Annotated in this window: 15 protein-coding genes and 1 pseudogene; 5 read left to right on the top strand and 11 right to left on the bottom strand. The window is 68.1% G+C overall.

Going from position 1 to position 11,205, the window contains the following annotated elements; genetic code table 11:
- Together BBH68_RS44600 and BBH68_RS31155 are read left to right on the top strand one after the other, a co-directional pair.
- Window positions 1–444, top strand: a 444-nt coding sequence (locus BBH68_RS44600; RefSeq protein ID WP_065967082.1) for a transposase, incomplete at its 5' end; no start/stop codon positions are given.
- Between the two features lie 306 nt (window positions 445–750).
- A pseudogene (locus tag BBH68_RS31155) lies at window positions 751–2,209 on the top strand (NF041680 family putative transposase).
- Window positions 2,210–2,243: 34 nt separating this feature from the next.
- Here the strand turns inward: BBH68_RS31155 and BBH68_RS31150 are convergent.
- The gene (locus tag BBH68_RS31150) at window positions 2,244–2,714 is read right to left on the bottom strand and encodes a hypothetical protein (protein WP_065967081.1); all 471 of its coding nucleotides are present in this window, start codon (window positions 2,712–2,714) and stop codon (window positions 2,244–2,246) included.
- A 348-nt stretch (window positions 2,715–3,062) separates the two neighbouring features.
- Here BBH68_RS31150 and BBH68_RS42275 point away from each other — a divergent pair, with 348 nt between their 5' ends.
- A complete protein-coding gene (locus BBH68_RS42275) occupies window positions 3,063–3,218 on the top strand; it encodes a hypothetical protein (protein ID WP_158080356.1) in 156 nt (51 codons plus the stop codon).
- A 45-nt stretch (window positions 3,219–3,263) separates the two neighbouring features.
- Here BBH68_RS42275 and BBH68_RS31145 read toward each other — a convergent pair whose 3' ends face one another.
- On the bottom strand, window positions 3,264–4,013 hold the full coding sequence (locus BBH68_RS31145; protein WP_076971320.1) for an IS5 family transposase: 750 nt from the start codon (window positions 4,011–4,013) through the stop codon (window positions 3,264–3,266).
- The gene (locus BBH68_RS31140; RefSeq protein ID WP_065967079.1) at window positions 4,006–4,284 is read right to left on the bottom strand and encodes a hypothetical protein; all 279 of its coding nucleotides are present in this window, start codon (window positions 4,282–4,284) and stop codon (window positions 4,006–4,008) included. The genes BBH68_RS31145 and BBH68_RS31140 overlap by 8 nt, the downstream gene beginning before the upstream one ends.
- Window positions 4,285–4,515: 231 nt before the next feature.
- Between BBH68_RS31140 and BBH68_RS31135 the strand changes: the two genes are divergently transcribed.
- Window positions 4,516–5,484 carry a hypothetical protein gene (locus BBH68_RS31135; protein WP_065967078.1) on the top strand — a complete coding sequence of 323 codons (969 nt, stop codon included), beginning with the start codon at window positions 4,516–4,518 and terminating at the stop codon, window positions 5,482–5,484.
- Between the two features lie 97 nt (window positions 5,485–5,581).
- Window positions 5,582–5,878 (top strand): hypothetical protein, encoded by a 297-nt coding sequence (locus tag BBH68_RS31130; protein WP_065967077.1) that lies wholly within the window; start codon window positions 5,582–5,584, stop codon window positions 5,876–5,878.
- Between the two features lie 179 nt (window positions 5,879–6,057).
- Here the strand turns inward: BBH68_RS31130 and BBH68_RS31125 are convergent, their stop codons facing one another.
- From BBH68_RS31125 to BBH68_RS31090, 8 genes are all read right to left on the bottom strand, one after another.
- Complete coding sequence (locus tag BBH68_RS31125; RefSeq protein WP_065967076.1) at window positions 6,058–6,435, bottom strand: hypothetical protein; 378 nt, start codon at window positions 6,433–6,435, stop codon at window positions 6,058–6,060.
- 329 nt (window positions 6,436–6,764) lie between these two features.
- Window positions 6,765–7,142, bottom strand: a complete 378-nt coding sequence (locus BBH68_RS31120) for a VOC family protein (RefSeq protein ID WP_065967075.1) — start codon at window positions 7,140–7,142, stop codon at window positions 6,765–6,767.
- On the bottom strand, window positions 7,139–7,711 hold the full coding sequence (locus BBH68_RS31115; protein ID WP_065967074.1) for a DUF6817 domain-containing protein: 573 nt from the start codon (window positions 7,709–7,711) through the stop codon (window positions 7,139–7,141). Before BBH68_RS31115 ends, BBH68_RS31120 begins: the two co-directional genes overlap by 4 nt.
- Window positions 7,711–8,130: a ketopantoate reductase family protein gene (locus BBH68_RS31110; RefSeq protein WP_245738394.1), complete on the bottom strand. Its 420-nt coding sequence runs from the start codon at window positions 8,128–8,130 to the stop codon at window positions 7,711–7,713. The genes BBH68_RS31115 and BBH68_RS31110 overlap by 1 nt, the downstream gene beginning before the upstream one ends.
- 37 nt (window positions 8,131–8,167) lie before the next feature.
- Window positions 8,168–8,950, bottom strand: a complete 783-nt coding sequence (locus tag BBH68_RS41635) for an IS630 family transposase (protein ID WP_211301915.1) — start codon at window positions 8,948–8,950, stop codon at window positions 8,168–8,170.
- Window positions 8,839–9,216 carry a helix-turn-helix domain-containing protein gene (locus tag BBH68_RS42795; RefSeq protein ID WP_218029724.1) on the bottom strand — a complete coding sequence of 126 codons (378 nt, stop codon included), beginning with the start codon at window positions 9,214–9,216 and terminating at the stop codon, window positions 8,839–8,841. The genes BBH68_RS41635 and BBH68_RS42795 overlap by 112 nt, the downstream gene beginning before the upstream one ends.
- Before the next feature lie 228 nt (window positions 9,217–9,444).
- A complete protein-coding gene (locus BBH68_RS31095) occupies window positions 9,445–10,023 on the bottom strand; it encodes a DUF6461 domain-containing protein (protein ID WP_065967073.1) in 579 nt (192 codons plus the stop codon).
- Window positions 10,024–10,555: 532 nt separating this feature from the next.
- On the bottom strand, window positions 10,556–11,191 hold the full coding sequence (locus BBH68_RS31090) for a DUF4232 domain-containing protein (RefSeq protein ID WP_079151312.1): 636 nt from the start codon (window positions 11,189–11,191) through the stop codon (window positions 10,556–10,558).
- Window positions 11,192–11,205 lie beyond the last annotated feature (14 nt).

Raw genomic sequence — 11,205 nt, 5'->3', positions numbered from 1 at the left:
ATGCTGAACCGGATCGAGTGGGACGCCGATGAGGTGCTGGACGACGTACGCCAGTACGTGGTCGACAACCTCGGCGACCTCGACGCCGTCCTGGTCGTGGACGACACGGGCTTTCTGAAGAAGGGGAAACGGTCGGCCGGGGTGCAGCGGCAGTACTCCGGCACCGCCGGGCGCACGGAGAACTGCCAGGTCGGCGTCTTCCTCGCCTACGCCACCGACCGTGGGCGGACACTGATCGACCGGCGGCTGCAAAGCGCCAAGCAGGAGTGCGGCCTGGACGACTACCAGGTCCGCCGTTATCCGGGATGGCATCGCCACATGACCCTCGCCATGGCCGCCCATGCCTGCCTGACCGTTCTGCGAGCCCGCGAGTTGGATGTGGGGAAAGCAGAAACGGATCCTCCCAGCTCATCCACCTCAGCCTTGCCGAGATACGACGGCTGATCACCCGCCTCACCGACCGCACCCCCGCACCCGTCGGGCACATCCTGCACTGGTCGACCTGGCGCCGAAGGCGACAACACCAGGCCCGCATCAGCCACCACCACTAACGGCGCGGACACAGCCCCTGACCTGGCCACCAGTCACGGCAAGCACCCTTGCAGTACTAGCTTGATCTTTAACGTCCGGCCTCGAATGATGCCTCGAACTTGATCACTCGGTTCGGTATCCGTCGTACAGCGAAGTGGCCTTCGGCTGAACATGTGCTCCGACCAAGGAACACACACGTCCAGCACGAAGGCCGTGAGAATGAGTCTGCTGCATGGTGATGCCCAGCGAGAGCCATTGGCTGAACTGTCACGCTTCCGGGGTGAGTTCTACTCCTGTCTTACCGCTCGTTCGGACGGGTTGTTCGAGCTGGCTGACGCTGTTCTGTGCGACGACGGGCCGGTGAGGTCACTGGCCGAGTTGTCACTGGTGGGCGAACACCGCCGTGGCCATGAAGGGCTCTATGCGGCGCTGGCCCGCGGAGAGATCGACACTGGCCGGCTGCGACGGGCCCTGGCCGCAGTGCCCCTGCCTCGGGCTGCCGATGGCCGGCTGGTCCTGGCCATCGGTATCACTTGCTGGCTGCGGCCGGCCGCCCGCACCTCACCCCAGCGGATCCTGTGCCACACCTACGGCAGGGGCAAGGACCAGTACATCCCCGTTCCCGGCTGGCCGTACTCCATCGTCTGCGCGCTCGAGCCCGGCCGCAGCTCGTGGACCGCGCCGCTGGATGCACTGCGGCTGGCTCCCGGGGATGACACCGCCACCGTCACCGCCCGGCAGCTGCGCGACCTGCTCCAGCGTCTGATCACCGCAGGGCAGTGGCAGCCAGGCGACCCGGACGTCCTCATCATCGCGGACGCCGGCTATGACGCGCCTCGGCTGGCCTTCCTCCTGCGGGACCTGCCCGTGCAGGTGCTGGCCCGGATGCGTTCGGACCGTGTCCTGCGCAGGACTGCTCCACTCCGCCAGCCGCACATCCTTGGCCGCCCGCCCCGGCACGGAGGCGAGTTCGTCTTCGGACAGCCCGACACCTGGGGCACCCCGGACACCGAGACCGTCACCGACACCCGGCTCTATGGCACCGCCCTCGCCCGCTCCTGGGACCGGCTGCATCCCAAGCTGACCCACCGCTCCTCCTGGGCCGCAGCCGACGGCACCCTCCCCATCGTCGAGGGAACGGTGATCCGTCTGGACATCGACCGCCTGCCCAGCGGGGCCACCCCCAAGCCGGTCTGGCTGTGGTGGTCAGGCATCGACGCAACTCCCGCAGATGCCGACCGGCTCTGGCAGGCATACCTGCGGCGCCTCGACATCGAGCACACCTTCCGCCTTTTCAAGCAGACCCTGGGCTGGACCTGCCCCAAGATCCGCACCCCCGAGGCAGCCGACCGATGGACCTGGCTGGTCCTCGCCGCCTACACCCAGCTGCGGCTTGCCCGACCGCTGGCGGCCGACCGGCGCCGGCCCTGGGAGAAACCCAGCCCCGTCGGACAGGCTCACCCCCTCCCGCGTTCGCCGGGACTTCCGGCACATCCGCCCAGCGACCACCTGCCCGGCCCAGGCACCAAAACCCTCCCGGCCCGGTCCCGGACGACCACCGGGCCGAAAGAACACCCGGCCGACACCCCGCCACGACGTACACACGCCCCACAAAACACAGCCAGCGCAACGACAAACGAAGAAGTCAGCCACTCCACGACCCCGCCGCACAGGTTAAAGATCAAGCTAGGGATCCGGCCAATGGCTTCGGGTCAGGTCCGCTTGCGGCTCGCGATCTCGTCAGAGAGCTGCTGCACGTGGGCGGGGTCCGCGTCCCGGGCAAGGGCGACGTAGTGGTCCATGACGGCCGGCCGATAGCGCACGGGCAACGTCTGTCCCGGGGCGAGTCGGGTGAGCTCGGTGATCGTGAGGGTTTCGTCTGCGATACCGCGGAACGAGCGGCCGCCGGCGGTCTCCACGTCGAACATCAGGACCACGCGCGGGTTGCTGTTGACCTCCCGCCAGTCGACGAGAACGCCGAGCGCAAGCGCCCCCGTACGCAGTTCCGCATTGCGCTGCCGTGCATCACTGCTCAGGAGCGGGTTCGGGGCGACGCCCGGGAAATTGGGCCCTACACCGAGCGATTCCCGACTCAGATCGGGCCTGAGCTGCGCCATCGCATCGTTGAGCTTCTTCTGCGAACTGAACATGTTGATGTTGAGCTTCTTCTTCGAACCGAACATCCGGACCCCTCCCTCACACCGGTGCCGGAATCTCGGCCTGGCGCTTCGCCTTCACTGGGATTGTACGTCGCGGCCATTCCCGACCTCCGGTGCATCGCCCCGTCTCGGTGGGGTCGCCGTCTGCGGTCGCGGACGGGCTCGGTCGGTGCACTTGTCTGTCGGACGAGCCATGTCCGCACGCGGACAGGAGGACCAAGTCGTGATCGATATTGACCCCAACAGTGTGTCCGTGGCAAGACCGTGCGGTGCCGCGATCCTGTGCGGAGCGGCGGTCACGCTGATCAACTTCTTCTGGACCGTCGGCCAGTGAACTCTGAGGGGAATGGTCCCGATATGAGATCAACACCGATGGACAGAGAAGCTGCGGAGCGGATCGGTGCCGCGACAGAGCGGGACCCGGAGAGCGCGACAGCGCTGTCCGGGTTCGACGAGCGGGCTGCGGACGCGGCTGAACGCAATGAGCCAGAAGACGATGACGACGACTTCTGGGAAGAGGACTACTGAGAGCGGTTCCCGGCGTGCTGCTGCGTGATTCGCCTGGTCATCGGGTCAGCGCAGAGTGGTAGGGGCGAGGCGGATCGTGCGTGGCTGCAGCGACCGCAGGCGTATGGGCTTGGGCTTGCCGGCCGCTTTCACCGGTTCGACGGGGTGTGGCTCGGTCCGCGGTGGCCGGGGCGGGCGGGTGAGGCGGCGGACCATCAGGGTGATGAAGGTCCAGGTGATGTGGGCCTCGCTGTGGGAGACAAGCCGTTCGTAGTCCCGGACGTTTCTTCTGGCTCTCATGATCCACGAAATGGCCCGCTCGACCCGCCATCTCTTCGCCAGGACGGCGAAGCCGTCCTGGTCCTTGCGGCGGGGCACTGTCTTCAGGGTGATGTTGAGGAAGGAGTGGGACCAGTCCACGAGACTCCCGCCATAAGCGGAGTCCACCCAGGCGATGGCGAGTTCGGAATGGGTCAGGCGCAGGCGGAACAGCTGGTCACGGGCGGAAATGCTGTCGTGCGGCGAGGCGTTGGTGACCATCACGGCAAGCGCAAGGCCCTGCATGTCGACGGCCAGGTGCCGCTTCCTCCAGTTGATCAGCTTCCCGCCGTCGAAGCCACGGCTGTCCGCTCCCACCGTCTCGGCGCCCTTGACGGACTGGGAATCCAGGATCACCGCGACGGTGCGGGGATTGAGGCCGTCGTGGATGCGGACCATCTGGTGCAGCTCGGCATGGATGTGGGCCAGCGTTCCGTTCGCCCGCCATCGCTGGAAGAAGCCGTAGACCGTGCGCCAGGGGAGGGAGTGCCTAGACACCGGATCTGACACAGCTTCTGAGCAGGATGCCGAGGCGGGCGACGTGGTCGACGGGCTCGGCGGCTGTGAATGCCAGACGGAGCCGGTAGTCGGTCGCGGTGCCGATGTTCCCGGCCTCCGTGCCGACGCCCGGCCCCGGCATCAGGACGTGGCTGCTGCGGTCCTGAGCCCGGAAGCTCTTACGCAGCGGGTGGGCACCGGCCGACAGTTCACGGTCCAGGAACCGGCGCAGCGGCGTGCGTGGACAGTGAATCCCGGAGGTCAGGCTCATCAAGTCACCGCCTTGGGCAACAGGCGCCACCAAGGCGCGGTTGAGTCGCGATGAACCGGGACGGCACGCAGCAGGACTGACAAGCCGTCACCCGTAAGGAGTAGCCGACAGGCCCGGCAAGTAGGCGGATCACCCGATCGTGTGATCAGGGCGGGGGTGGGGCTGCTGGAGGGCGGGCTTCGCCCTGAAAATGCACCCCGCCCTGCCAATGGCTGTCGGTACCGTCCGGTCATGGAATCGCCGGTCACGTTCGATCGTCTCTACGAAGGTGCCAAGCGCTTCGCGCGCCTGGCGATGGAAGCCCACGCCGAAGAGGACCAGGAGGTCTTCCTGTTACACGCCGGTGTCAGCGTCGAACGCCTGGCGAAGGCGGCACTGGTCCGTGTCCATCCCACCTTGCTCACCGAGGTGAACGGCAAGGACGACATGCTGCTCCACTTCGCGGGAGCGGTGTCCAAACCGCCGGCGCGGCTCAGGACCATCGGCGCGTCGACGGCGATCGATCGGCTGCGGAAGATGGACGTCCTCCCGAAAAAGCCCAAAAGCGAGGCTGCTGACCTCGACGGCCTGATCGAGCTGCGCAACGGTGTCGCTCACCTCGGTGCAGACGACATGGAGGACTACCTGGGAGTCTTCACAGCGACCGTGGACAAGCTCTTGCAGCATGTGAGGCGGGACCGCGGAGCCTTTTGGGAGTCGTGGTCGGACACGGTCCAGGTGATCCTCGACGACAGGGCAGACCGCTTGCAGAAGGCCATCCGGCTGAGGATGGACCAGGCCCGGCACCGGTTCCGGACGCGCTTCGCCGACCTCCCGCACGGAGCGGTGGAGGGCGCCGCGCAGGCGGTGAGCGAGCGCGGGCTGATAGTGGTCGAGGTCGGTCCAGGAAAGGCGCTGTTCCAGACGCTGAGCCAGTGCCCCGCCTGCGACCGGGAAGCCGCCGCTCTGTTCCTGGCCGTGGGGGTGGGCTCCCCCCTGTTCGACATGGAACTGACGGCCGAAGGTCTCCTGTGCGGGCTGTGCGGGTTCCACCTCTCCAGCACGAATGAGGTCGAGGCCGCCGGCTTGCCGACCGTTGTCCGCTACTCCGTGGAGGACCTGACGCGCATCGTCGCCGAAGGCCCGGACCCTGCAGAACGCCTTGCCACACTCAAGCTCGCCCTGCCGACTGTGCGAACCCATGCCCACGACAGCTTCTGAACGACGTGCTTGGCTCCCAAGACGGTGGGGGCCGCGGAGGTCTGGAAGGCTGTGGCGCCCGGGGAGCTGTCGCGTCTTGCCGGAGGAGGGGGCCCGGGTGGCGGGGATCGAACGTGAGCCGGCGGAAGTGCGGATAGCCCAGGCCGCGCTGGACGCCTTCGCCGCGGCGCTGAGCGTACGCACGGTGGCGATGCGGACCTGGCCCGATGGCATCGAGTGGATGTATCCGGTGGGGACGTGGGAGCAGCCGCACCTGGAGGTGGCACTCATGCCCGGCGGCGAAGAGGTGTGGCTGCGGATGTCCACCGACCGCTCCAGCGTCGCCGTGTGGACCATCCAGCAGTGGTGGGAGTTCGCCGGTCAGCTTCCCGGCGCGGCGCCGCCGCACGGCTGAGGCCGCCGGCCTCAGCTACGAGCGGATACGCGTTGCCGCACGCGTGGCTACTGGTGGATACGGTCGTGGCTACGATGCGGAACGCCCCGACCCCGGCAGCTGCAATGCCGGGGTCGGGGCGTTGTCACCAGGCGGCTCTCCGGGCCAGACGATGTCCAGCGTGGCGGGGGCTGCGGGGCTCAAAGGCTCCGTCCGATGCGGGTGAAGACGTAGCCCCGCTCCGCCAGGTCGCTTCGGGAGTCGGTCTGCTCCCGCGCCCACACCAGTGGGAGGACCAGGTCCTCGGTGGGGTCGGCCGTCGGGTAGTCGGCCCAGACCCCTCTCTCGTTGTCCAGCCACACGGAGGCGTACTGCGCGGACCCGTTCACCTGCGGCATTCCGAAGGTGGTGACCAGGTCGGTGCGGCAGACCGCGATCCGGGACAGGACACACCCGCGTGCCCCCAACTCGCCCCGGGAAACAGGGCGATCGCCATCCCACACCAGCGGCAGCATGTGGTCGTCCGGCGGCACGGTGGGATAGTCGGCCCACACGCCGCCGTCTTCTTCCAGCCACACGGCGGCATGGGCGTCGGTGGGAGCGGTCTCCGGTACCGTGACGCAGACTCGTACGCGATCAGGAAGGCGGGCCTCCTGACGCTGGCCGGGCCCGCGGACAGCGTCGACGGCCGGTGTGCCGAGGCTCGATAGTTGTCACCGGCGGAGCCGAATAGGCTGGGAGAAGAGCCGGGCCGAAGCAGCCTGGTTGTCACCTGGGAGGCAGGCTACTTGTCACAGCCGCTCCATCAGAAATCGTTCTGTCACCAAGTCAACGTGGGACGTTCGTAGTTGCGCGGCTCTCGGCCGGAGGCCGGGGGGCAACAGCTTCGCCCGCCCAGGGGGCCTGGTCATGTGTAGGTGGAGATTTCGATCAGGTTGCCGTCCGGGTCGCGCAGGTAGGTGCTGGGGATCGGGCCGAGGGCGCCGGTGCGCGGCACCGGGCCTTCCTCCACGGGTACCCCGCAGGCGACCAGATGGGCCAGTACCTGTTCCTGCGGGGTCTGGGTGACCAGGCAGAGGCCGGCGCTGCCGGGGGTTGGTCGGGCGGCGTGGGGGAGGAGTTCGTGGCCGGCCAGGTGGAGGTTGATCTTGCTTCTGCCGAAGTCCAGCGCGCGGCGCCCCGCCCCGAAGGTGACGGGCCGCATGCCGAGGACTCGCTGGTAAACGGCAGTGGTCCGCTCGACGACGGTGACGGTCGGCACCAGGTGGTCCAGGCCGCTGATCACGATCCCCCGGGGGCGTACCGGGCCAGCTGCTCGGTGCAGGCGTTCCACGCTGGCGCGGACAGCAGCTCGCGTGAGCGGGCGAACAGGCGGTACAGAGCCGGGCCGTGGCGTTCGGCCAGCCCGACGTTATGGGCCAGCACGTCGAGCTCGTTGGCGGCCGTGATCTCCACGATGGCGCGTACGTCCGCCGCGGCCGGAGTGTGTTCCCGGCCCGTGAAGCGGTCATGGAAGCCCACCGGAAGCCCGTTGCCCAGGCGAGGATAGACGGCTGCCCGGTCGCAGCTCGCGTACAGGTACACCAGGGCCTCCGCGCGATCGCCGATCAGTTCGGCGAGCACCCAGCGCTCGGTGATGCCCAGGAGCGACCCGTCGAATCCGTCCGTTCCGTAGGCAGCGTGGCACAGCCCCGCGAGCTGGACGTCAGGGTCGGCGCCCCAGGCGGAGAGTAGGCGGGTGACACGGTGCAGGTGGTCCAGGAGCGTTCCGCCCGGATGGGCCGTCCGGGCGGCGCCGCGGTCGGACAGGAACTTCTCGGCCCGCGGCCATCGCGCCGGGGCGGGCCGCCCCATCAGGCCACCCGTTTTGCGGACTGTGCCAGCTCGGCGACCAGTCGGGCGGTGGCCGGGATGGCTATGCCGTGGGCGGCTCCGGCGCGTAGGACGGCTCCGCCGATGGCGTCGAGTTCCAGCGGACGGCCGGCCTCGGCGTCGCGCTGCATCGAGGACCTCATCGTCCCGGGGACGCGTTCGAAGAAGGAGAGCAGCCCCTCGGCGGTCACGGACGCGCCGGCGGCGCGGGCTACGGCCGCGATCTCGTCGAGGACGGTGAGCAGCTCGGGCCGGTGCCGATCACGGACGGCACCGACGTCGGCCTGGTGGCGGGTGGTCAGCAGGGCGAACGGGGCGAGGAAGGCCAGCTTGTCCCAGAGCATCGCGCTCTCGTCCTCGCGTACGGTCACGCCCAGACCGGCCTGTCGCAGCAACGCCACGAAGTCATCCACGGGGGCGGCTAGTAGGTTGTCGCGGCTAATTTTTGGGATAGAGGTGGCGTAGTTTGATGCGTGCGTCGTGGGTGGTGAACTGCCAGTTCACCTGACGCTGGTCGGTGTTGGTGGCGTTCTGCCAGGCTGAGAGTTCGGTGTTGAGGATGTCGAGGTCGCTGATCCGGCGGTCGAGGCATTGCCGGGTCAGCGCGGAGAGTTCGATCTCGGCGATGTTGAGCCATGACCCGTGCTTGGGCGTGTAGTGGATCTCGAGGCGTTGGGCCAGGGTGAATGCCTCTTGCGGTTCGAATGCCTCGTACAGCGAGGCGATGTTGTGGGTGTTGAGGTTGTCCATCACCAGCACCACGGTCTCGGCGTCGGGGTAGTCCACGGTCAGTAACTGTTTGACCTGGCCGGCCCAGTCGGTCCGGGTCCGCTGGGACAGTGCCTGAACGCGACGCCACCCGCGCAGGGGTTCGACCCACACGAAGATCGAGGACGTGCCGCAGCGGATGTACTCGCTGTCCCGGCGGGCGTCGTGACCGGGACGGACCGGGAGCGGGGCGCGGGCATCGGCGAGGAGCTGGTAGGGCTTCTCGTCCATGCACACCACCGGACGTGCCGGGTCGTAGGGCCGGGCATAGACGGCCAGCACGTCTTCCATCCGCGCCGCGAACTCCGCGTTCGCCCGGGGTGGAATGGTCCAGCACTTTCTCAGGTGAGGGCGCAGTTCCGTTTTTTTAAGACCCGTCCGATGGTGGAGTGGTCCAGATCGGGGATGTCCTCGGCCAGCGCGACGTGCTTCTCCAGCAGCCGCAGCGACCACCGTGCATGGCCCTGGGGTGGCTGGGAGCATGCCATCGCGATCAGCCGGGCTTCGACCTCGCCGGTCACCGGCGAGGGCACCGGCGGCAGGTCGCGCTTCTTGCGCGCGATCGTGGCGTGCACATCGCCACCGGTCTCGGCGAAACGCTTGGCGACCAACCGTAACGTCTCACCGGAGACGCCGAGCCGGGCCGCGATCACCTCCTTGGATTCCACCTCACCCACCGAGGTGTCCAGCGCAAGCAGTACCCGCGCACGCCTGATCATCGAGGCTGGGCGGACACCCGTCGTGGTCGCCCGGACCAACTCCTCACGATCCTGCGGTGTCAACCTGACCGGCCGTTTCTTCTGTGAACCCATGACGACAGTCCTGTCCGGCAAAAGAGAAGGAGGAACCCACCAGACGCCAGCCTCCCACCAGACACCAGCCTCCCACCAGACATGCCACAACTAAGCAGCGACGCGCTACTAGACGGTGTAGCCGCTGCCGATCGGTCAGCCTCGCAACACCGGAGCGGTGACCGTCGGCAGCGGCTCCGCGAGGGCTGCCGGGTCCACCCGCAACCCGAACTCCTCCTCCACAGCCTCCAGCGCGGCACGCGGGTGCCGGAAGCCGTCGGGCCGGTCCTCCGGGGGGAGGAAGAAGCCCGCGCGGGTGAGGATGCGCTCCAGGCCGTCGGCCTCGGGACCGGAGGGCCGCTCATCCAGCCAGGTGTCATACTCGGCAATCACGACCCCGTCTCGTGCGAGTACCACCTTCGTCGAGAAGCTCTCGATCTTGCAGACCGATACCGCCTCGGTACCCCGGCACAGCCGCAGGAGCACGGGAGCGGACTGGGACCACCCCTGCGAGCCGATAGCGTCGAAAAGGTACACCCAATCCCCACCAGGGGCATGGACCTGTACCGCTTCGGACTCGAAGCCCACATGACTGATGACGTCTTCCATGCGGTAGTAGGGCACCGAGCTCGCCGTCGTGCCCAGACGGCTCAGCACCTCCGCCTCATCCAGCCCCCGCAGGGCCGTCACGCAGAACTCCTCGTTGCCCAGCACTTCAAACAACGCCGATGCCACGACTGCCCTCTCATCCACACTCGGGTGAACTCAACCTACGACATCGGCGCACCGGCCCGCTGGGCGCGGGGGCCCCAAGGCAGCGGCCGCTGCCGGGTAGGCGCAGATAGATGTTTCGCGTGAGCGAATCCGTGGCATCCCGGTGCGGCACTCGCATGAGGGAACTGCGCCGCTCGTCATCAATGGCGGCGCGCCGACAGGCCCAGTGTTGGGGTCACCATCATTGGATTCGATCCTTCAGGCGCCGCACTTCGTTGGGGGACTGATGGAGGAATGGATCACCAATGCTTGCTCGTAGTACTGGGGCGGCCCCAGCAAGCACGGCGGTGCGCCGGGAGATCTCTACGTCACCGTGCACATACCGACTGATAAAGTCGCCGGACTCCGGCTCACAGAGCTCCTGCACCCAGGCCTCCACACCGCACGCTACTCCGCTGTCGTATGAGTGCCGGCAGCGGTCAGCGGGCCGGGACGCAGGCGCGGCGGGCCGCACTCGACCGAGCAGAACTGACGCCTCACCGGCCGACGACTGTCAGAAGTCGTACGGCTTCTCGGTGTTCCAGTTCAGCACGTCGGCCTCGTTCCAGCTGAACTGCTGCTTCTGGCCCTTCATGACGACGGAGTAGTAGGGGCTTTCGTGGCCGTCCGCGCCGCGCAGCGCGATGGCGAGCGACTGCGCCGTCTGGTGCCCGGAGCCGTAGTCGCAGAGGTTCACCGCGCTGTAGGCCTTGCCGCCGGGCTGGAGGGTGATGCGCTTGGCACCGCCCGGGTTGTCCTTCTTCGAGTGCGGCAGTTCGAGGCTGTCGTCGCCGAGCCTCACGGCCGGGTACGAGGTGACCCAGCACGGCTTGGTGCCCTGGTTGGACGCGGTGACCAGCAGGTGGTCGCCCTGCTGCCCGGCGAACCGGTGGACCGCGGTGACCAGCATCTCGTCGCCCACGCACTGCTGGGCGCCGACCGTCGCGTCCTTGCTCGCCACCTCGTCCGAACCGCCCGAGGTAGTCGTCGAGCGCGCCCCCGCCTTGGTGTCGGCCCCGCTGGTGGCCTGCTCCGCGCCGCCCTTGCCGTCCCCGTCGGACACGGGCCGGCTCTGCGCGGTGCCGGAGGCGTGGTCGCCGCCTGCCGCCTTCGAGTCGCCGTCGGCGCTGCCGCAGGCGGTCAGGCCCAGCGCCGGCGGTGACG

The organism is Streptomyces sparsogenes (assembly GCF_001704635.1).
GTDB lineage: Bacteria > Actinomycetota > Actinomycetes > Streptomycetales > Streptomycetaceae > Streptomyces > Streptomyces sparsogenes.
The sequence above is the reverse complement of the archived record's forward strand: the minus strand, read 5'-3'. Positions and strand labels throughout refer to the sequence as shown.